This window comes from Thiomonas arsenitoxydans, assembly GCF_000253115.1.
Classification (GTDB): Bacteria; Pseudomonadota; Gammaproteobacteria; order Burkholderiales; family Burkholderiaceae_C; genus Thiomonas; species Thiomonas arsenitoxydans.
The window spans coordinates 2,862,433-2,881,890 of record NC_014145.1; the positions used below are offsets into that span (position 1 = coordinate 2,862,433).

General features: G+C 66.3%; 20 protein-coding genes. 16 read left to right on the plus strand and 4 right to left on the minus strand.

The features are described 5' to 3' along the window. Nucleotides 1–3 precede the first annotated feature (3 nt). The 3 genes from THI_RS13460 (at nt 4) to THI_RS13470 (ending at nt 3,859) form a co-directional block, all read left to right on the plus strand. Complete coding sequence (locus THI_RS13460) at nt 4–624, plus strand: 5-formyltetrahydrofolate cyclo-ligase (RefSeq protein ID WP_013106803.1); 621 nt, start codon at nt 4–6, stop codon at nt 622–624. Further along, nucleotides 621–2,822, plus strand: a complete 2,202-nt coding sequence (gene mnmC, locus THI_RS13465) for an FAD-dependent 5-carboxymethylaminomethyl-2-thiouridine(34) oxidoreductase MnmC1 (protein WP_013106804.1) — start codon at nt 621–623, stop codon at nt 2,820–2,822. The genes THI_RS13460 and mnmC overlap by 4 nt, the downstream gene beginning before the upstream one ends. Before the next feature lie 104 nt (nt 2,823–2,926). Then, nucleotides 2,927–3,859, plus strand: a complete 933-nt coding sequence (locus THI_RS13470) for an ATP-grasp domain-containing protein (RefSeq protein ID WP_013106805.1) — start codon at nt 2,927–2,929, stop codon at nt 3,857–3,859. A gap of 26 nt (nt 3,860–3,885) precedes the next feature. On the opposite strand, the gene THI_RS13475 is transcribed toward THI_RS13470, so the two are convergent. Then, the gene (locus tag THI_RS13475; RefSeq protein ID WP_013106806.1) at nt 3,886–4,899 is read right to left on the minus strand and encodes a LysR substrate-binding domain-containing protein; all 1,014 of its coding nucleotides are present in this window, start codon (nt 4,897–4,899) and stop codon (nt 3,886–3,888) included. 139 nt (nt 4,900–5,038) lie between these two features. Between THI_RS13475 and THI_RS13480 the strand changes: the two genes are divergently transcribed. Further along, a complete protein-coding gene (locus THI_RS13480; RefSeq protein ID WP_013106807.1) occupies nt 5,039–5,416 on the plus strand; it encodes a DUF2917 domain-containing protein in 378 nt (125 codons plus the stop codon). Here the strand turns inward: THI_RS13480 and THI_RS13485 are convergent. Then, on the minus strand, nt 5,332–6,105 hold the full coding sequence (locus THI_RS13485) for an alpha/beta fold hydrolase (RefSeq protein WP_013106808.1): 774 nt from the start codon (nt 6,103–6,105) through the stop codon (nt 5,332–5,334). The two genes, THI_RS13480 and THI_RS13485, sit on opposite strands and share 85 nt — an antisense overlap. A gap of 192 nt (nt 6,106–6,297) precedes the next feature. Between THI_RS13485 and THI_RS13490 the strand changes: the two genes are divergently transcribed. From THI_RS13490 to mtgA, 7 genes are all read left to right on the plus strand, one after another. Beyond that, complete coding sequence (locus tag THI_RS13490; RefSeq protein ID WP_013106809.1) at nt 6,298–6,792, plus strand: CBS domain-containing protein; 495 nt, start codon at nt 6,298–6,300, stop codon at nt 6,790–6,792. A 66-nt stretch (nt 6,793–6,858) separates the two neighbouring features. Then, nucleotides 6,859–7,491, plus strand: coding sequence for a YqiA/YcfP family alpha/beta fold hydrolase (locus THI_RS13495; protein WP_013106810.1), 633 nt, complete (start codon nt 6,859–6,861; stop codon nt 7,489–7,491). 12 nt (nt 7,492–7,503) lie between these two features. Further along, nucleotides 7,504–8,244 (plus strand): 3-oxoacyl-ACP reductase FabG, encoded by a 741-nt coding sequence (gene fabG / locus THI_RS13500; protein WP_013106811.1) that lies wholly within the window; start codon nt 7,504–7,506, stop codon nt 8,242–8,244. Nucleotides 8,245–8,352: 108 nt separating this feature from the next. Next, nucleotides 8,353–10,428 (plus strand): ribonuclease catalytic domain-containing protein, encoded by a 2,076-nt coding sequence (locus tag THI_RS13505; RefSeq protein WP_013106812.1) that lies wholly within the window; start codon nt 8,353–8,355, stop codon nt 10,426–10,428. Between the two features lie 47 nt (nt 10,429–10,475). Continuing rightward, nucleotides 10,476–11,360, plus strand: coding sequence for a TonB family protein (locus tag THI_RS13510; protein WP_013106813.1), 885 nt, complete (start codon nt 10,476–10,478; stop codon nt 11,358–11,360). Between the two features lie 14 nt (nt 11,361–11,374). Next, the gene (gene aroE, locus THI_RS13515) at nt 11,375–12,247 is read left to right on the plus strand and encodes a shikimate dehydrogenase (RefSeq protein ID WP_013106814.1); all 873 of its coding nucleotides are present in this window, start codon (nt 11,375–11,377) and stop codon (nt 12,245–12,247) included. Further along, entirely contained in the window at nt 12,244–12,960 is a 717-nt protein-coding gene (gene mtgA, locus THI_RS13520) for a monofunctional biosynthetic peptidoglycan transglycosylase (protein ID WP_013106815.1), read from the plus strand. Before aroE ends, mtgA begins: the two co-directional genes overlap by 4 nt. Before the next feature lie 7 nt (nt 12,961–12,967). Here mtgA and hemL read toward each other — a convergent pair whose 3' ends face one another. Next, nucleotides 12,968–14,257, minus strand: a complete 1,290-nt coding sequence (gene hemL, locus THI_RS13525; RefSeq protein WP_013106816.1) for a glutamate-1-semialdehyde 2,1-aminomutase — start codon at nt 14,255–14,257, stop codon at nt 12,968–12,970. Between the two features lie 120 nt (nt 14,258–14,377). Continuing rightward, entirely contained in the window at nt 14,378–15,241 is an 864-nt protein-coding gene (thiD, locus tag THI_RS13530; protein WP_231836205.1) for a bifunctional hydroxymethylpyrimidine kinase/phosphomethylpyrimidine kinase, read from the minus strand. A 199-nt stretch (nt 15,242–15,440) separates the two neighbouring features. Here thiD and THI_RS13535 point away from each other — a divergent pair, with 199 nt between their 5' ends. The 5 genes from THI_RS13535 to THI_RS13555 all read left to right on the plus strand — a co-directional run bounded on the left by THI_RS13535 (nt 15,441) and on the right by THI_RS13555 (nt 19,437). Further along, on the plus strand, nt 15,441–15,593 hold the full coding sequence (locus THI_RS13535) for a rubredoxin (RefSeq protein ID WP_013106818.1): 153 nt from the start codon (nt 15,441–15,443) through the stop codon (nt 15,591–15,593). A 100-nt stretch (nt 15,594–15,693) separates the two neighbouring features. Beyond that, nucleotides 15,694–16,104 carry a response regulator gene (locus THI_RS13540; protein ID WP_013106819.1) on the plus strand — a complete coding sequence of 137 codons (411 nt, stop codon included), beginning with the start codon at nt 15,694–15,696 and terminating at the stop codon, nt 16,102–16,104. Between the two features lie 39 nt (nt 16,105–16,143). Further along, complete coding sequence (locus THI_RS13545) at nt 16,144–16,509, plus strand: response regulator transcription factor (RefSeq protein ID WP_013106820.1); 366 nt, start codon at nt 16,144–16,146, stop codon at nt 16,507–16,509. A 49-nt stretch (nt 16,510–16,558) separates the two neighbouring features. Beyond that, a complete protein-coding gene (locus THI_RS13550) occupies nt 16,559–17,083 on the plus strand; it encodes a chemotaxis protein CheW (protein ID WP_013106821.1) in 525 nt (174 codons plus the stop codon). A gap of 143 nt (nt 17,084–17,226) precedes the next feature. After that, complete coding sequence (locus THI_RS13555; protein ID WP_013106822.1) at nt 17,227–19,437, plus strand: methyl-accepting chemotaxis protein; 2,211 nt, start codon at nt 17,227–17,229, stop codon at nt 19,435–19,437. The last annotated feature ends 21 nt before the right edge of the window (nt 19,438–19,458 follow it).

Consider the following 19,458-nt stretch of genomic DNA (forward strand, 5'->3'; position numbering starts at 1 on the left):
ACCGTGAACCCGCCCCTATACGACCCATTGTCCCCAGAGACCGATCAGCAATTGCGCCCCAATCTGCGGCGCGAGTTGATCGCCAAACGTCAGGCGCTGCCCGACCTGGAACGCCGCGATGCCGAGCTGACCGAGCGCCTGCTGCAGGTGCTCGACGCCCTGGAGCCCGAAACCCTCGGCGCCTACTGCGCCACCCGCGGCGAGTTCGACCCCATGCCTGCCGTCACCCAATGGCTGGCGGCGCACCCCGAATGCACCCTCGCCCTGCCCCGCGTCAAAGAAGCCACCAAGGAAATGACCTTCTTCGCTTGGGCGCCGGGCGAGCCGCTGCGTCCTGGCCCTTACGGCATCGCCGAACCCACGGGCGAGGCCGTGCTCAACCCCACCACCCTGCTCGTCCCTTGCGTGGGCTTTGCCGACGTCGGGCTGCGCCTGGGCTATGGCGGCGGCTATTACGACCGCTACCTAGCCGGGCGCGAAGAGGTTTACACCGTGGGCCTGAGCTATGCCTGCTGCGAGCTGCACCAACTCGACATGCAGCCGCACGACCAGCTCATGGACCTGGTGCTGACCGAAGACGGCCTGTACGGCCTGGACGCGCTCTCGCTCACCCTGGTCGATTGAAGCCCAAGGTCGATCCGCTGCTGGAATACGCCGAAGTCGCCCCCGACGCCAGTGGCCAGGCGTCCAGCCCGCGCTACGGCGACATCTACGCCAGCCGCGCCGGCGTGCTGGGGCAGGCGCGCGGCGTTTACCTGCAGGGCTGCGGCCTGCTCGACACCCCGCCGCGCTGGGCGGGCCGCGAGCAGTTCACCATGCTGGAAACCGGCTTCGGTCTCGGGGTGAATTTTCTCGCTACCTGGGCGGCGTGGCGCGCCGACCCGCAGCGCTGCGTCCGGCTCGACTACGTCAGCCTGGAACTGCACCCGGTGCGCGCCGCCGATCTGCTGCGCCATGCCCCGCCTGAATTGCAAGCGCTCGCCGTGGAACTGGCCGCGCAATGGCCCGCTCCGGTACGCGGTCTGCACCGCATCCTTCTTGATGCGAACAGGCTGGACGCCCCCCACGCTCCGGCTGCGCTGCCCGCCGGGGAACCCATCCCCACCCCAACCCTCCCCACAAGTGGAGAGGGAGTAACCACGCCTCCCCCACCTCGTGAGGGAGCTTGTGAGGGGGAGATCCGCGCCTTGGAGCAGTCCGGCGGCGGGGTGCATCTGCTGCTGGCCTTTGGCGATGCCGCCGAACTCGCGCCCAAACTCAAGCTGGCCGCCGACGCGCTCTACCTCGACGGCTTCGCGCCCGCGCGCAACCCCGCCATGTGGACGCCCGAGCTCTTCCGCGCCCTCGCCCGCCTGGTCAAGCCCGGCGCCCGCGCGGCCAGCTACACCGTGGCGCATGCCGTGCAAAAAGGACTGGAGCAGGCCGGTTTCACCATCGAACTGCAACCCGGCTGGGGCGGCAAGCGGCAGCGCCTGCAAGCCACCTTCAACCCCCTCTGGAAGCGCACCCGCCACACCCTGCCCGCACCCTGGCCCGCAGCGCTGCCGCGGCATGCCGTAGTCATCGGCGCCGGTCTCAGCGGCGCCGCCTGCGCCCATGCCTTGGCGCAGCGCGGCTGGACGGTCGAAGTCCTCGAATCCGGCCCGCACCCCGCGGGCGGCGGCTCGGCCATGCCCGCAGGTCTGGCGCATCTTCAGCCCTCGGCAGACGACAACCTGCTCTCGCGCCTCACCCGCGCCGGCATGGCCGCATTGCGCCGCGCGCTGCCACCCGAACCAGCGCCCCCAGGGCCGGGCTGCGCCCAGCCCGCCCCCCGAGGGGGGCAAGAAAACTTGGGACGGTCCGGCGTTTTCTTGAGACACGACCTCGCGCAATTCGGTCCGGCCACCCTCACCCCCGCCGACGCCGCCGACGAAACGCGCATGCAAGACTGGCGCTCGAGCGTGCACCTGCCCGCGGAAATGGCGCAATGGACCGAAGTCGGCTGGCAAGTGGACAGCGCCGTGCTCGCCAATCAGGCCCTGTGCGCGGCTTGGCTCGACTCCCCGCGCATCACCCTGCGCTGCAACACCCAGGCGGCCCGGCTCCAACGCGACGGCAGCACCTGGCGCGTGCTCGACGCCGCCGGGCAAGCGCTGGCCCACGCCCCGCAAATCGTGCTCGCGGCTGCCATGCAAACCCCGGCGCTGCTGTCCGCCAGCGGGCTGATCCCCAGCCCCGACTGGCTGCCCCTGCACCCCTTGCGCGGCCAGGCGCAGGCGCTGCCCGCCCGCCTCTGGCCCGCGCTGCAAGGGCTTGCGCAGCCGTGGATGGGCAGCGGTTATGTGCTGCGCCTGCCACGCGCGGCGGCGCACCTGCTGCAAGAGTCTGGCGAGGAAGACTGGCTGCTGATCGGCGCCACCTTCGAAACCGAAGACCAGCCCCTCACCCCCGAACAAGCCTGGGCGCTCAACCGCGCGGGCCTGAGCGCGCTCACCGCCTCGCCGCCCCTGCCCGAACACACTGCCGCGCTGCGCCACTTTGTCGGCACGCGCGCAGCCAGCACTGACCGTCTGCCCTACTGCGGCCCCGTCGCCGATCTCGCGCCGCTGCTGGCCAACCCCCAGCGCGCCGCCGGCAAACAATTGCACGAACTCCCCCGCCTGCCGGGCTTGGCCGTGTGCGCGGGCATGGGCTCGCGCGGCCTCACCCTCGCCCCGCTGCTGGCCGAAACCCTGCTGGCCCAGATCGAAGGCACGCCGCTGCCCCTCGAAACCGACCTGGCCGACAGCATCGACCCCGCCCGCACGGCCTTGCGGCGCCTGCGCCACGCACAAACGTAGCCGCCTGATTGAGCCAGAGCCCCCTCGTGGCGCCCCGGATGGACAACGCCCCGGTGCGTTTGTAAAGTGCGACAAAACACTTTCTCCACTCCCGGGAGGCTTTCATGCTGGGTGAATTCGTCAGTGCCGAGCAGTACGCCCGCCTGCTGCAACGCGGGCAACAAGACAGCGAAGGCTGGCTGCAGTTCGACCCGGCGCAAATGCAAAACCACTACAACCGCCACCCTTTTCTGCTGCAGCATCGGCTGAACCAGCACCCGATGTTCGACATCGAACCTTTGTTCGAGCTGGCCCGCCGCCATCCGGCCAACAAGGTGTTGTTCCGCCGCGGCGACATTGCGCCCGATGCCGACTTCGATGCCTCTTTTGTCCGCACGGATACGGAGCTGACGCTCGACCATTTGCTGACGCACTTCGAGCCCTTGCACGGCTATATCTGCATCAACAACCCTGAGCAGGATGCGATTTACCGGCCGCAGATCGAGAGCTTGCTGGCGGAGATCACCGCGCACACGCACCCGCTCGACCCGCACATCACCTGGTACTCGACCTATGTGTTCATCTCGGCGCAAGGCGCTGTCACGCCATATCACATGGATCGGGAGATGAATTTTCTGCTGCAGATTCGCGGCGAAAAAACCGCCGATCTATGGAGCCAGACCGACCCGCTCATCATGAGCCCGGCGCAGAAAGACCGGCTGCTGGCCTACGAGGGCACGCGGCCGCCCTACAAACCGGAGTTCGAGCAGCGCGCCCTGCACTTCTCGCTGCGACCCGGCCTGGGTTTGCATCACCCTTTCATCGCGCCGCATCGGGTGTGGACGCATTCCAACCTGTCCGTCTCGCTGGCCTTCACCTTCCGCACCCGGCAGTCCGACCGACACACCGCCGCGCATCAACTCAACGCCCGCCTGCGCCGCATCGGCCTGCAAAACCCCAAACCCGTAGGTGAAAGCGCCTGGGTGGACGGCGCCAAGGCCGCTTCCTTGCACGCCCTGCAGCGCCTGCGCCACCCGCTGCAGCACGCCGAACATTGACGCACGACTGCGCCCGGCATGTCCTCTCAGTCACCGATCTCGATGGCCTGCCACGCCGTGAACTGCTGCTGCAGCCACTGCAGCATGGCCGCCACTTCGGGGCGCTGCTGCGCGCCGGAACGCACCGCCAGGTAGTAGCCATAACCGGCATCGACCCGCCGGCCCACCGGGGCGATCAGCGTGCCAGCGGCCAGCAGGTCGCGGATGAGGCCGATCTGCCCCATCGCCACGCCCTGCCCGGCCACCGCGGCCTGAATGACCTGATAGGTGTAGTTGAACCGCAGCCAGCGCTGCGGCTCGGGTTGCGGCAAGCCCAGCCCCGCATACCAGCCGCCCCACGACAGCGCCTGCATGTTGGCGCGGGCGATGGGCGGCGCGCTGTGGATGCGCACATCGTCGATCCACACGCAGCGGGGCAGATCGTCCAGAGCGCCGGGCGCGCGCCCGGTCTGCGCCAGCGCGGGGCTGCACACCGGAGTGATTTCTTCGCCGAACAGAAACGTGGTGTGCGGCGCGCGTGCCAAGGGGTTGTCGTCGCGCAGGCGGCGAATGGCGATGTCCAGCCCGCCAGTTTCCAGGTCGCTGAGGTTGTCGAAGGTTTCGACGGCGATGTCGATGTCGGGATGGGCGCTCTGAAATTCTCCCAGCCGGGGAATCAGCCACTGACTGGCGAGCGAGGCAAAGGTGGTGATCTGCACCCGCGGCCGCCCCTGGCTGGCGCGCAGCCCCTCCACCGCGGCGTCGAGTTGCTGCAGCGCCTGCCGAACCACCACCGCGAACTGCTCGCCAGCGGGTGACAGGCGCACGCGCGGCCCCTCCCGCACGAACAGCGGCACGCCGACGCTGGCTTCCAGGGTCTGGATCTGGCGGCTGAGCGCGGACTGCGTCAGCGCCAGGGCATCGGCCGCGGCGGTGAAGCTGCCCAGCCGTGCCGCCGCCTCGAAGCCGCGCAGATTGCCCGCATCGACCTGACGACTGCGCGGCGCAAGCACGGCCGAAGCGGCCGCTTGGCGCTGCGCGCCATCATCCATTTTTCGCATGATGAACCTTCCGTATTTGCGCCTTTTACAACCCGATCGGCCGCCTAGACTTCAATCAACCTGAGGACCGAGAGCGAACCGAGAACTCTTTGGCGCTCTTCACCTTCATGCTTTTTTGACATACTAACGGGAGGCCATCATGCCGCAGACCGAAGTGTCCATCCAGCGCGACTGGATCCTGTTGCAGCTCGGCGATTCGCTGACGCTGCGAAACGCCGCAGGGCAAAGCGTGCGGCTGGAGTCGGCGCAGACGCTGGCGTCACAGCCCGGCCCGGTGCGCGTCTGGCTCACCGAAGAAGGCCAGCCGGACGACGTGTTTCTGCACCCTGGAGACGGCTACACGGCACGCGGCTCAGGCCGGGTGGTGCTCACCGTGTGGTGCGGCACGGCGCGGCTGCGCTTGGGCGCCTGCGACCGAGTCGCCTCGTCGCCTCACACCGCCATGCCGAGTTCGCGCTCCATCCAGTCAGCCAGCGCGTGGGCCACGGCGTGCGGCGCTTCGGCCATGAGGTTGTGACCGCAATCGAGCATCACCGTGCGCTGGCGCGGCAACGCCGCGCGCAGGTCTTCGGCCTGCGCGGGCGGCGTCATGCGGTCGTGCTCGCCGAGCAAAAACAATGTCGGCCCGCCCCATGAGCGCGCCGCCGCCTCGCCCGCCGAATAGCGGTCGCAGGCGGCGAGGTCGGAGGCCAGCAGACCGCCCTCGGCCCAATGGGCCTGTTGCCGCAGCAACAGCTCGCGGTAGGCCTGCGGCGACTGAAAACCCGGCGCGGGGGTGAGCGGCTCAGCCTGGGCGTAAGACCACTTCACCACGTTGTCGATGGCCTCTTGCGGCGCCTCCTGGGCCTGCGCCAGCAACTTGCGCGATACCCGCATGGGCCAGGAAATGCCCAGCAGAGCCAGCCCTCTGAGCTGACCGGGGCGCTGGCCTGCGGCATGCAGCGCCACCAGCGAACCCATGCTGTGACCGGCCAGCACCACCGGGCCGATCTGACGAGCGTCGAGCTGCGACCAGACCCAGTCGGCCATGCTCTCGATGCGGGCCAGCGGCGGCGCGGGCGTGGCGCCGTGCGCGGGAAACTCCAGCGCCAGGCAATGCCAGCCGCGCGCCGTCAACCAGTCGGTCTGCGCCGTCCACACGCTGGCGTCGCCGCCCGCGCCGTGCAGCAATACGAGGGGAATGGAGGAGGGATGATGGGCGGACATGGCGTTTGGTTCAAAAATGGGCTGTCAAGGAAATGCCGGGCCGCCCCAAGTTTCCTTGACCCCCATGGGGGGCGGGTCGGCGAGCCGACCCAGGGGGCGCCCAGCAAGCGCAAGACCTGCGGGAATGACCTCTGGTCTGTACGCAATGGACTGACTATATTTCACTTACTGAAAAAAACAGAGGAGAACGCCATGAAAGTCAGCGACATTCTGCGGGTGAAAGGGCATGTGCTGTTTACCGTGCCGCCCGAAGCCCGCCTGCTGCAGGCGGTGCAGACCATGGCCCAGCATGACATCGGCTCGCTGGTGGTCATGGCGCACGGCAAGCTCGTCGGACTGCTCACTTTTTCGGAAGTGATGGCCGCGGTCGCCGAGGGCGAAGGCGTGCTGGGCGATCACATCGTGGCCGAACGCATGGACACGCATTACGAAGTCTGCGGCCCCGAAACCACCCTCGACACCCTGCGCCGCACCATGCTGGAGGCCGGCGTGCGCTACATCCCGGTGATGCAGGACGATGCGCTGCTGGGCGTGATTTCCTTTCACGACGTAGCCCAGGCCGTGGTGCGCGAGCAAGATTTCGAGAACCAGATGCTCAAGGCCTACATCCGCGACTGGCCGGAAGACGAAGGCCAGCCCGAAACGGCCGGGGCGCCCATGCCGGCCTCGACTCCGGCGCGAAGCTGAACCCCGGTCTATGGGCGGGTAGCATTCAGGGGCGGCGCCCGCTCGCGCCGCGCTGAATACGCCTCCATGCCCACCCTGCTCTATCTCCACGGCTTTCGTTCGTCGCCGCAATCCGCCAAGGCGCGCGCTACAGCGCAGCGCGTCGAGCAAATCAATCAGCAGCGTCTCGGCCAAGGTCTGCCGCCGCTGAGCTGGCTTTGCCCGCAACTGCCGCCCTCGCCGCGCGCGGCGATGACGCTGTGCCACGACTTGCTGGGCAAGGTGCGCGGCGACGATCTCTGCCTCATCGGCAGTTCGCTCGGCGGGTTTTACGCCACGTACCTGGCGCACAGCCTGCAGGCCCGCGCGGCGCTGCTCAACCCCGCGGTCGATCCGGCGCGAGATCTGCGCGGGCAGATCGGCCACCTCACCACCTGGCACGACCCGGCGCTGCAATTCAACTTCACCGCGCAGCATGTGGATGAGCTCCACGCGCTGGAAGTGGGCGATCTGCGCGCCCCCGTCCCCGATCCGCAACGTTACCTGGTCATCATTGCACAGGGCGACGAGGTGCTGGACTGGCGCGAAATGGCCGCACGCTATCGCGGCGCGAAGTGCAGCGTGCTGCCCGGCGGCGATCATGCGCTGTCGGATTACGCGCAGCAGCATCTCGACCCGGTTCTGCGGTGGTGCCTCAACCCCGCTTCAAACGACTTTTAAAGGACTCTCCTCATGCGACTTCAAGACCATATCGCCCTCATCACCGGCGCGGCGCAAGGCATCGGCCTGGCCACGGCGCGCAAATTCGCCGCCGAAGGCGCGCACCTGGTGCTATGCGACCGCAACCCGGCCACCCTCGACCCCGTTGCAGACGAGTTGCGCCGCGGCGGTGCGCAAGTGCTGGCGCAGGCGCTCGACGTGTCCGACCGCGCCGCGTTTACCACGCTGGTCGATGCCGCCATCGCCCAGTTCGGGAAAATCGACACCCTGGTGAACAACGCGGGCATCACCCGCGATGCGCGGCTGGTGAAAATGACCGACGAGCAGTTCGACGCCGTGATCGACGTGAACCTGCGCGCGGTGTTCCGCTGCACCCAGATCGTCGCGCCGCACATGATCGAGCGCGGCCGCGGCGCCATTCTCAGCGCGTCCAGCGTGGTCGGGCTGTACGGCAACTTCGGCCAGACCAATTACGCCGCGACCAAGGCCGGCATCATCGCCATGACCAAGACCTGGGCGCGCGAACTCGGCCCCAAGGGCGTGCGGGTGAATGCGGTGGCGCCCGGCTTCATCCAGACGCCCATGCTCGCCACCATTCCCGACAAGGTGATGGAGCAAATGGCCGAGCGCGTGCCGCTACGCCGTCTGGGGAAGGCGGAAGAAATCGCCAGCGTCTATGCCTTTCTCGCCAGTAGCGAAGCCTCCTACATCAGCGGCGCGGTCATCGAGGTTGACGGCGGTATGACCCTATGAGAGGTGAGTCCCCACTCTCACTGCGTTCGCTGCCCCCCGAGGGGGCGGCGCAGCCCTTCGGGCGGCCGGGCGGGCTGCGCGCTTTAGTTCGTTTGACGGAGACTCCGATTGAGTAATGTGCTGTTCGAAGATGGTGGCAAGTTCCACGCCGGTCGCATCATGAGCGAGGCCGAGGCCAGTCTGCAGGTCGAGCTCGATTCGGGCAAGCGGCAGAAAATCAAGGCGGCGCAGGCGCTGGTGCGCTTCGACAAACCGGCGCCTGCCGAGCTCATGGACTGGGCGCAGGCGCAGCAGGAAGGCATCGACCTCGATCTGCTGTGGGAATTCGCCCCGGAGGACGAATTCCATTTCGATCAGGTCGCGGCCGACTACTACGGCGGCACGCCGGGCGCCGGGCAGCGCGCGGCCATATTGCTGCGGCTGTTCGGTGCGCCGCATTACTTCCAGCGGCGCGGGCGCGGCGGCCAGTTCCGCAAGGCGCCCACGCAGCAGGTGCAGGCCGCGCTCGCGGCCATCGCACGCAAGGAGGAGCAGCTGCGCCAGATCGACGCCTTCGCCGCCGAACTGGCCGCGGGCCGCTGCCCGCAGCCCATCGCGGAAAAGCTCTATCAAATCCTGTTCAAGCCCGACAAAAACAGCCCGGAGTTCAAGGCCGTGGCGCTGGCGGTCAAGCAGACCGGGCATGGCGCGCTCACGCTATTGCGCGACGCCGGGGCCATCGCCTCGCCGTGGGCGTTTCACATGCAGCGCTTTTTGCTGGAACGCTTTCCCAAGGGCACGGCCTTCCCGGCGCTGCCGATGCCGTCGTTCAACGACGCGCTGCCGCTGGCCGCCGCTGCGGCGTTCAGCATCGACGACTCGGCCACCACCGAGATCGACGATGCGTTTTCGCTGCAATGGCTGGACGATGGCCGGGTGCGGCTGGGCATTCATATCGCCGCCCCGGCGCTGGCGCTGACGCGCGATTCCGACTGGGAGCAGTTCGCGCGCAACCGCCTGTCCACCGTGTATATGCCGGGCGACAAGATCACCATGCTGCCCGACGCCCTGGTGCAGACCTTCACCCTGCAAGCCGGCTGCGATTGCCCCGCGCTGTCGCTGTACTGCACCGTCGGCAACGACCTCCAGGCTTCCGAATTCGAAACCCGCGTGGAGCAGGTGCGCATGGCCAGCAATCTGCGCCACGATCAGCTCGACGCCCTGGTCACCGAGGAAGCCCTGACGGCCGACCCGGCCACGCAAAGCTACCCCCACGCCAAAGAGCTGGCGTGGCTGTGGACATTCGCGCAGCAACTCAAGCGCGGGCGCGAACAGGTGCGCGGCAAACCCGAGCGCGCAGGAGGAGTGGACTACACCTTCCGCATCGACGGCCTGGAGCGCGGCGCCGAAGCCGCCACGGTTCGCATCGAGCCGCGCCGACGCGGCGCGCCGCTGGACACCATCGTTTCTGAGCTGATGATTCTGGCCAACGCCACCTGGGGCGGCTGGCTCGCCGAGCTGGGCATGCCCGGCATCTACCGCAGCCAGAGCGGTTTCGGCGCCAATCTGCGCACCCGCATGGGCCTCAAACCCGCGCCGCACCAGGGCCTGGGCGTGGCGCAATATGCGTGGTGCACCTCGCCGCTGCGGCGCTATGTCGATCTGCTCAACCAGGGCCAGCTCATCGCTTGCGCCCGCTTCGGCAAGACCGCGCTGCTGCAGGCGCCGTTCAAGCCGCGCGACCCGCTGCTGTACGCCATCGTCGAATCGTTCGAAGACACCTACAAGGCCTACGCCACCCACCAGTCGGCGCTGGAACGCTACTGGACGCTGCGCTATCTGGCGCAGCAAGGGCTCGACACGTTTGAGGCTAGCGTGCTGCGCGAAGGCGCGGTGCGCGTGGACGGCCTGCCGCTGGTGTTCACCGCCGTGGGCGCGCAAGACCTGCCGCGCAACACGCGGGTGCAGGTGCAGATCACCGGCACCGACCTCATCACCCTGGAGGTCTTTGGCCGCGTGCTCAGCCAGCTCGACGCCCCGCAGCAAGCCGCGGCCACTGACACCGAAGCCAGCGCTGAAGTCAGCGAGGAGGACGACGAAGAGGGCGACGAAGCCGTCGCCCTGGCCGCGCCCATCAGCGTGGCGGTCGATACCGATGAGCCCGACGCCGAATCGGCCGCCCCCGCCGCGCAGCAGGCTTCGTAAAATCGCCGCTGCCCGATCCGCCGCTGCCCGATCTGCCCTGCCCCTCCGTGCCCCCCCTCCGCCTGCGCTCCCTCACCCCGTTGCACTGGGCCCTGATCGCCTCGGTCGGGGTGCATCTCGCGCTGCTGAGTCTGCGCTTTGCGGCGCCCGAGACCTTCAACCGCATGTTCGACAACGCGCCGCTCGACGTGGTGCTGGTGAACCAGCGCACCGACGACGCCCCGGCCAAACCGCAAGCCATCGCCCAGGCCAACCTCGACGGCGGCGGCGACGCCAACAAGGGCCTGGCCACCACGCCGCTGCCGTTCACCGCCGATGTCTCGCACGGCGACGCGGCGGTCAACCAGCAGCGCAGCCTCTCGGCGCTGGAGCAAAAGCAGCAACAGTTGCTCACCCAGGTGCGGCAGCAGATCGTGCAACTGGCGCAGACCGTGCGGCAGGAAAACGATTCGGCGAAACAACAGGCGCTGGAGCAAAAACGGCGGCAGTTGCTCGATATGCTGGGCGCCATCGAGCGGCAGATTCAGCAGCAGAACGCCAAGCCGCGCCGCCGCTTCATCGGCCCGTCCACCCGTGAAGCCGCCTACGCGCTGTATTACGACAAGCTGCGCACCAAGATCGAAACCCTGGGCACGCGCGAGTTTCCGCAAAGCGGGGGCAACAAGCTGTATGGCAGCCTCATCATGTCCATCACCATCGACGCCAGTGGCCGGGTGGTTTCCACCGAAATCGTCCAAAGCTCGGGCAACCCCACGCTCGACCGACAGGCGCGCGCCATAGTCGAGGCCGCGCAGCCCTATGGCCGGTTCACCGAGGGCATGCTCAGGCAGGCCGATCAAATCGTGGTGATTTCGCGTTTCCGCTTCACCCGCACGCAGGGCCTGGAAACCGCGGTGCAGGCCCCGCAAAACCCGGCGCAAGCCACACCCTGACGGCAGACGCTTCCATGACTTCGCCCCCGCCCCCGCTCTACGCCGTGTTCGGCAATCCCATCGCGCACAGCCGCTCGCCGCGCATTCACGCCTTGTTCGCCGAGCAAACCGGCGTGGCGCTGAGCTATGAGGCGCGGCTCGCCCCGGTGGATGGCTTCGAAGCCGCGCTCGACGCCTTCTATGCCGAAGGCGGCAGGGGCGCCAACATCACGGTGCCGTTCAAATTCGACGCTTGGCGTCTGTGCGTCCGCCGCAGCCCGGCGGCGCAACTGGCGCAGGCGGTCAACACCCTCGGCTGGGACGAAGGCGGTCTGTGGGGCGACAACACCGATGGCATCGGCCTGGTGCGCGATCTGGCCCGCGTGTTGGCCGCCGATACCCACCGCCCGCTGCAGGGGCAGCGCGTGCTGCTGCTCGGCGCCGGTGGTGCGGCCAGCGGCGTACTCGGGCCGCTGATCGCTGCAGGCGCGCGCGCCATCGCCCTGTGGAACCGCAGTGCCGACAAGGCCCAAGCCCTGGCCGCGCGCCACAGCGCCCTGGCCGCGCAGCACGGCGCCGATCTGCAAGTGGTGCTCGAGCCGCCGACGCACTGGGCCGATGGCGTCATCAACGCCACTGCCGCCAGTCTCGACGGCCGCGCGCTCGATCTGCCGGACGGCGTGCTGCGCCCCGCGCAGTGGGCCTACGACATGATGTACGGCGCGCACGACACCCCCTTTGTCGCGCAGGCCCACGCCGCGGGCGCCAGCGCCTGGGACGGGCTGGGCATGCTGGTGGAACAAGCCGCGCAGAGCTACACCCTGTGGCACGGCGAAGCGCCGGCCACCGCCCCGGTGCTGGCCACGCTGCGCGCCGAACTCGCCGCCGCCCGCCAACACGCAGCATGAAACGAGACAGACCCGCGCCGCTGTGGCGCCGCTTGCTGTGGCTGTTCGTGCTTTCCGGCCTGGTGCTGCAAGGCTATTTCGCCCTGCGCATCGCGCTGTGGACAGTCATTCCGCCGTCCAGCACCACCTTCATGCGCGCGGCCGAACTGCGCATCCTCAAAAGCGGCGACACCGTGCCCTGGAAGCACGACTGGGCGCCTTACGACGCCGTCAGCCCTTACCTCAAACGCGCCGTGGTCGCCTCGGAAGATGCAACCTTTCTCACCAACGACGGCGTGGACTGGGACGCCATTCGAAACGCCTGGGATCGCAACCACAGTCGCCGCTTCGAGCGCAGCGGAAGAGTCATCGGCGGCTCCACCATCACCCAGCAGCTCGCCAAAAACCTGTTTCTCTCGCCCGAGCGCGACTATCTGCGCAAAGGCCAGGAGCTGATCATCACCTTCATGCTCGAAGGCATTCTGGGCAAGCGCCGCATTCTGGAGATTTACCTCAACAGCGTGGAATGGGGCAACGGCATCTACGGCGCCGAAGCCGCCGCGCAAACCTACTTTCACACCAGCGCCGCCCGCCTCAGCCCGGCGCAGGCCGCAAGGCTGGCCGTCATGCTGCCCGCCCCGCGCATTTATCAAAAGCGCCTGTACTCGCCTTACATGAACGGCCGCACCGCAGTAATCGCCGCGCGGTTGTGGGATGTTCAAGTGCCGCGCTAAGCGCCAATCAACCCTTGCTCATGTCCGCAAACGCACCGTCGGCCACCTGCAGCGTGGCCTCGATCACCGCATCGTCGTGCGCCGCGGAGACGAAACCCGCTTCGTACATGCTCGGCGCCAGGTACACGCCGCGGTCGAGCATGGCGTGGAAAAAGCGCTTGAAAATCTCAACATCGGCTGTGGCCATATCGGGATAGTTGCGCGGCAGCTCGGCGGCGAAATAAAAACCGAACATGCCGCCTTCGCTGTCGGTGCGGAAAGTCACACCGTGCCGTGCGGCGGCGGCGTCCAGGCCGCGCATGAGTTTTTGGGTCGCCGCGCTCAGGCGCTCGTAAAACCCCGGCTGCTGGATCAGGCGCAGTTGTGCCATGCCGGCAGCCACCGCCACCGGATTGCCCGACAGCGTGCCCGCCTGGTACACCGCGCCCAGCGGCGAGAGCTTGTGCATCACGTCGGCGCGGCCGCCGAAGGCCGCCAGCGGCATGCCGCCGCCAATCACCTTGCCCATCACCACCAGATCGGGGCGAATGCCGTACACCTGTTGTGCGCCGCCCAGCGCCACGCGAAAACCGGTCATCACCTCGTCCCACACCAGCAACGCGCCGTGCTCGGTGCAGAGCTCGCGCAGGCGCTGATGCCAGGCCGAAGTTCCCCGGATGAAATTCATATTGCCCGCGATGGGTTCCACCATCACGCAGGCGATTTCGTGTCCCTGCCGGGCAAACAATTCCTCGATCTGGGCGATGTTGTTGAACTCCAGCACCAGCGTGTGCTTGGCCAGGTCGGCAGGCACCCCGGCGGAGCTGGGATTGCCGAAGGTCAGCAAGCCCGAACCGGCCTTGACTAGCAGACTGTCGGCATGGCCGTGGTAGCAGCCTTCGAACTTGACAATGGCATCGCGTCCGGTGAAGCCGCGCGCCAGGCGAATGGCGCTCATGCCGGCTTCGGTGCCGCTGGACACCAGGCGCACCATTTCGACCGCAGGCATGAGCTTGCAAATGGCTTCAGCCATGTCGATTTCGTCGGCCGTGGGCGCGCCGAAACTCAGCGAGCGGGTGGCTGCCCGATGCACCGCCTCGACGACCTCCGGATGAGCGTGCCCGGCGATCATCGGTCCCCAGGAACCGATGTAGTCGATATAGCGCGTGCCTTCGGCGTCGATCATGTAGGGGCCTTCGGCGCGGTCGATAAAGCGCGGCACGCCGCCGACCTGGCGAAATGCGCGCACCGGCGAGTTGACCCCGCCGGGAATGGTGAGCTGGGCGCGATCGAACAGTTGCTGATTCGTGATGGACATGAGGCTCTTTCTTGAACGGACATCGCCCCGACTAGCAGGGCGATGAGAAAAAAACGGGATAGGGGTTGTTTGACTGGCGCCCGGGCCGCGGAATGCCAAACGTGCCCGAGGCCCCCGAGGTCACTGCAAGGTCGGCGTGCCCGGCTCGCTCGGCGTATCGTCTTCCTCCTCGGTGGGCTGTGCCCAGAAGAAGCGGTCGGGCACCACCTGACCCATGCCGGGGCGGTAGCCGAAATCGAGGCAATGATCGAGGTATTCGATGGCCTCATGCACCGCCTGATCGAGCTTGGCGCCATTGGCGAGTATCGCGGTGAGCACCGCCGACAAGGTATCGCCCGCGCCGGTGAACCCGGCCTCGAACAGCTCGAAACTCTCGCGCAGCAACACCCGCCGCGGGCTCATCAGCACGTTCTCCACCCTGCCCTCGCTGGCCACGATACCGGTCACCAGCAGATATTGCACGCCGAGTTGCTGCGACTTTTGCATCAGCGCATCGAGCGTGGGCGGCGCTTCGCCGTCCCACTCCGGCAGCAACAACTGGGTGAGCGCGCTCTGGTTGCCGGTGAGCACGCGGGTCTGCGGCAGGATGAGATCCTGCATCGCCTTGATGTAATCGTCGGTCTGCGACTCGTCGAGCACGTGGAAATTGCTGGCATAGGTGACCAGCGGCACCTGACTGTAGTCAGCCAGCAGTTCGGCCACGGCATTGACCACGTCGACGCTACCGAGAAAGCCGACCTTCCAGGCCGAGATCTCGACGTCTTCGAGCACGGCCCGCGCCTGTTCCACCACGGCGTCGGCCTCGATCTCGATGGTGTCGAAAATCTCTGCGGTATCGCGTACCCAGAGCGCGGTCGTGACCGGCAGGGGATGGCAGCCCACGGCCGAGCACGACGCCAGATCGGCCGCGAGCCCCGCGCTGCCGCTGGGGTCAGCCGCGTTGAAGAACATCACGGCGGGGGGGGATTCTGTGGATTCGGTCATCATGCTGGCATGGTAGTGCGACTGCAGGTCGGCGCAAGCCTGGGCCCGCACCGATCTTGCCATGATCTTGACCAAGCGCTTCTTGATCCTCCGCAGCGGTGCCTGCCCTGTAGGTCAAAATGCAACAGCGCGCCATAGAATCGTTGAATCTTCTCCTCTACCCCGATACGCTGTGGACAAACAAGAACTTTGCAGTTGGATGTGCCTGATCTGTGGCTTCATTTACTCAGAAGCCGAGGGCCATCCAGAGAGCGGCATTGCACCGGGTACGCGTTGGGCCGATGTGCCGATGAACTGGACCTGCCCCGAGTGCGGTGCGCGCAAAGAAGATTTCGAAATGGTGCCGGTCTAGACGGCGCCATTTTTTGAGAAGGTGCCGGTTTAATCGGGAACGGCAAGTCACCGCAGCTGTTTACAGCGTTTTTCCTTTTCCCCTTTTGCAAAGGATGTGCATGGTTGCGCCTACCAGCCCATTCAAAGTGTTGGTCATCGATGACAGCAACACCATCCGCCGCAGCGCCGAGATTTTTCTCAAGCAGGCCGGCTATGAGGTGCTGCTCGCCGAAGACGGCTTTGACGCCTTGTCCAAGGTCAACGACCACGAGCCCGACCTGATTTTCTGCGACATTCTGATGCCCCGGCTCGACGGCTATCAGACCGTGGCCGTCATCCGCCGCAGCGGCAAGTTTTCCCATATCCCCATGGTCATGCTCTCCAGCAAGGACGGCGTGTTCGACAAGGCGCGCGGCCGCATGGTCGGCGCGCAAGACTATCTGACCAAGCCCTTCACCAAAGATCAACTGCTCGACGCAGTCAAGCGGCACCTGAACGCCAACCAGCCTGCTGCTGCGACCGGCTCCTGATCGCGCTTCTCGCGCTTCTCGCTCTTCTTTTCATCCGCCATGCCCGTACACAATATTCTCATCGTTGACGATTCCAAGACCGAGCTGTATTTCCTCTCCGACCTGCTCACCAAGCACGGCTTTGCGGTGAACACGGCGGAAAACGGCGAGCAGGCGCTGGCCATGCTCGCGGCCGTGAAGCCCGATCTGATTCTGATGGATGTGGTGATGCCCGGCCAGAACGGCTTTCAGCTCACGCGACAGATCACGCGCGACCCGGCTTACTCCGGCATACCCGTCATCATGTGCACCAGCAAGAAGCTTGAAACCGACAAGGTCTGGGCCATGCGTCAAGGCGCGTCCGACTATGTCATTAAGCCGGTGAACGCCACCGAGTTGCTCGACAAGATCCGCGCCATCGCCTGAAGCTCACGCTCGTCCGCACCGCTTCGTCTTCCACCCAACGTCTCCGCCTATGTCCAGAGCCTCGCTGCGCGAATTTCAGACCCATCTCGCACAACGCCTGACGGCCGCGCAAAGCGGGCAAGCCCCTTCACGCTGGCTGGCCGTGCTGGCGGGGCAGTGGCGCTTTTTGCTGCCCCTGGAGTTCTCGGGCGAGATTTCGCCCATGCAGCACTGCGCCCCGCTGCCGCACGCCCTGCCCTGGTTCCTGGGCCTGGTCAGTCTGCGGGGCCAGGTCTGCGGCGTGGTGCATCTGGGCCGGTTCATGGGCGAAGACGCCGCTGCCCTGACGCCGCAGGCCCGACTCATCCAGTTCGCCCCGGCGCTCGACATCAACACCGCCCTGCTGGTCGATCAACTGGTCGGGCTGCGCAACCCCGATCAACTCCAGAAAGTTCTCCGCGTTCAAGAGGATGGGCTTGGTGAAGGGGTGCACCCTTGGCTGGGAAGCACATATCGCGATGCCGAGCAGAACCTCTGGCATGAAGTCGACCTGCTGGCTCTGGCCGAAAACGAACAATTCCTGAGCGTCACCTGAAATTTCGATCGACGCGCGATTTTGCTGAATTTGCTGAATTTGCTGAATTTGCTGAATTTGCTTTCACTGCGCTGTACCTGTTTTTAGTCAACCGTCATCTGCCGGTTTGCATCCTCAACTTCATCACGTTTTACGGAGCGGTCATGTCCTTACTCTCGTCCCTTTTCGGAACGAAAAACAACGAATCGTCAAGCGACACCGAAATCGCGCCGACGGCGCTCGGCCGGGGTGGACAGGAAACCCTGCAGATCGATTCCAGCATCGGAGATCCGACCAGCGCCCTGCATCAAGCCCAGGGCAACCGCCCGCTGATTCTGCGGCTGCCGATGATCAGCCGCATGATGCTGGCCCAGCAACAGCGCTTTTTCGGCGTGCTGCTCATCATCTCGCTGGTACTGCTCGGCCTGACCCTGATTGTGGTGCTGCGTGGAACGTCCGACTCGGCCCGGCAGCTCGAAGCCTCCGGCGCGGCGCTGACCCAGTCTCAGCGTCTGGCGCGTTCGATGAACGCGGCGCTATTGGGCAATAAAGACGCTTTCGCCACCGTGCGTTCCAGCGCCGAGGCCCTGAAATCGGAAGTCGCCGTCCTGCAGCAAACCAGCGTGCCCGCTGGCGGCCAGGCGCTACTCGACAAGATCGGCCCGGAAACCGAGACCAGCGTGAAAAACGCCGACTTGCTCGCCAAGCAGGAAGGTGTGCTGACGACGACTGCCCAGCAGCTCACCGACATCAACCGCCAGACCGATGCCCTGCTCGACAGCGCCCAGACGTTGACTTCGCTGCTGCTGCAGCAAAAAGCGTCGGCGAGCAATATCAACGCCGCCAGCCAGCTCACCATGCTGACCCAGCGCATCGACAAATCAGCCAACGCTTTTCTGTCGTTTCAAGGCGTGCGGCCCGAGGCTGTGTTCACCCTCGGCAAGGATCTGACCACCTTCAACACGCTGAGCAAGGGACTGCTGGACGGCAATGCCGACCTGCAACTCACCGCCCTAGCCGATCCGCAATCGCGCCAACAGTTGCAAAGCCTGATCCAGACCTACGCCAAGACCGAAGCCTCTGCCCGCACCCTGCTGGCCAACCTGCCCAGCCTGGCCTCGGCGCGTGAGGCGCAAAACGCGGTGCTCGCCTCATCCGGCCAGCTCTACGACAACCTCAATCAGCTGCAAAGCCTGTATTCCTCGCGCACCGGCGTGAGCTGGCCGGCGATTTTGTTCCTCGCCCTGCTGGGCCTGCTGGCCATCATCGCCGCCACCGACCTGATCTACATCATGCTCAACGAGGCGCGCCAACGTGCCACGCTGGTGGAACTGCAGCGTCGGCAAACCGAGCGTCAAGAGCTTGAAGCCCGGCGCACCAACGAGTCGAATCAGGCCGCCATTTTGCGGTTGATGAACGAACTGCAAACCGTGGCCGAGGGCGACCTCACCCAGCAGGCCACCGTGACCGAAGACATTACCGGCGCCATCGCCGACTCGGTGAACTACACCGTGGAAGAGCTGCGCACCCTGGTGGGACAGGTTCAGCAGACGGCCGACCAGGTGGGCGAAGGCGCCTCTCAGGCGCAAACCACTTCCGACCGCCTGATGCGCAGCGCCGACGAGCAGCTCAACAAAATTCGTGAAACCGGTCAGTCGGTTCTCGACATGGCGCAGCGCATCAACCAGGTGTCGGTTCAGGCGCAGCAATCGGCCGAGGTGGCGAACCAGTCGCTGCAGGCCGCCGAGCAGGGGCAGCGCGCCGTGCGCAACTCCATCGACGGCATGAACAGCATTCGCGACCAGATTCAAGATACCTCCAAGCGCATCAAGCGGCTGGGTGAATCGTCGCAGGAGATCGGCGAAATCACCGAGCTGATTTCCGACATTACCGAACAGACCAACGTGCTGGCCTTGAACGCTGCCATTCAGGCCGCGTCAGCGGGTGAAGCGGGTCGCGGCTTCTCGGTGGTGGCCGAGGAAGTGCAGCGCCTGGCCGAGCGTTCGGCCGAGTCGGCCAAGCAGATTGCCGCGCTGGTGCGCACCATTCAGACCGACACCCAAGACGCCGTGGCCGCCATGGAAAAGAGCACCCAGGGCGTGGTCGAAGGGGCCAAGCTGGCCGATAACGCCGGCGCCGCGCTGGCCCAGATCGACGCGGTGTCGCGCCAGCTTGCCGAGCTGATTACGCAGATTTCGCAACAGACCCAGATCGAAGCCAGTTCCGCCAACAAGGTGGCCGACAACATCCAGACCATTTTCACCGTGACCGAGCAGACCTCCGAAGGCACGCGCTCCACCGCCTCGCTGGTGCGCGACCTCGCGCGTGTCGCCGACGATCTGCGCCAGTCCGTCTCGCGGTTCAAGATCAACTGACCCGCCTTCCTCGCATGCATT

What these genes read in the sequence shown, in the direction of transcription:
- fabG (WP_013106811.1), top strand. Translation starts at nt 7,504, where the DNA reads ATGCGACTTCAAGACCATATCGCCCTCATCACCGGCGCGGCGCAAGGC.
- mtgA (WP_013106815.1), top strand. Translation starts at nt 12,244, where the DNA reads ATGAAACGAGACAGACCCGCGCCGCTGTGGCGCCGCTTGCTGTGGCTG.
- THI_RS13495 (WP_013106810.1), top strand. Translation starts at nt 6,859, where the DNA reads ATGCCCACCCTGCTCTATCTCCACGGCTTTCGTTCGTCGCCGCAATCC.
- THI_RS13555 (WP_013106822.1), top strand. Translation starts at nt 17,227, where the DNA reads ATGTCCTTACTCTCGTCCCTTTTCGGAACGAAAAACAACGAATCGTCA.
- THI_RS13545 (WP_013106820.1), top strand. Translation starts at nt 16,144, where the DNA reads ATGCCCGTACACAATATTCTCATCGTTGACGATTCCAAGACCGAGCTG.
- THI_RS13540 (WP_013106819.1), top strand. Translation starts at nt 15,694, where the DNA reads ATGGTTGCGCCTACCAGCCCATTCAAAGTGTTGGTCATCGATGACAGC.
- aroE (WP_013106814.1), top strand. Translation starts at nt 11,375, where the DNA reads ATGACTTCGCCCCCGCCCCCGCTCTACGCCGTGTTCGGCAATCCCATC.
- THI_RS13485 (WP_013106808.1), bottom strand. Translation starts at nt 6,105, where the DNA reads ATGTCCGCCCATCATCCCTCCTCCATTCCCCTCGTATTGCTGCACGGC.
- THI_RS13490 (WP_013106809.1), top strand. Translation starts at nt 6,298, where the DNA reads ATGAAAGTCAGCGACATTCTGCGGGTGAAAGGGCATGTGCTGTTTACC.
- THI_RS13535 (WP_013106818.1), top strand. Translation starts at nt 15,441, where the DNA reads ATGTGCCTGATCTGTGGCTTCATTTACTCAGAAGCCGAGGGCCATCCA.
- THI_RS13550 (WP_013106821.1), top strand. Translation starts at nt 16,559, where the DNA reads ATGTCCAGAGCCTCGCTGCGCGAATTTCAGACCCATCTCGCACAACGC.
- THI_RS13480 (WP_013106807.1), top strand. Translation starts at nt 5,039, where the DNA reads ATGCCGCAGACCGAAGTGTCCATCCAGCGCGACTGGATCCTGTTGCAG.
- THI_RS13475 (WP_013106806.1), bottom strand. Translation starts at nt 4,899, where the DNA reads ATGCGAAAAATGGATGATGGCGCGCAGCGCCAAGCGGCCGCTTCGGCC.
- THI_RS13470 (WP_013106805.1), top strand. Translation starts at nt 2,927, where the DNA reads ATGCTGGGTGAATTCGTCAGTGCCGAGCAGTACGCCCGCCTGCTGCAA.
- hemL (WP_013106816.1), bottom strand. Translation starts at nt 14,257, where the DNA reads ATGTCCATCACGAATCAGCAACTGTTCGATCGCGCCCAGCTCACCATT.
- thiD (WP_231836205.1), bottom strand. Translation starts at nt 15,241, where the DNA reads ATGACCGAATCCACAGAATCCCCCCCCGCCGTGATGTTCTTCAACGCG.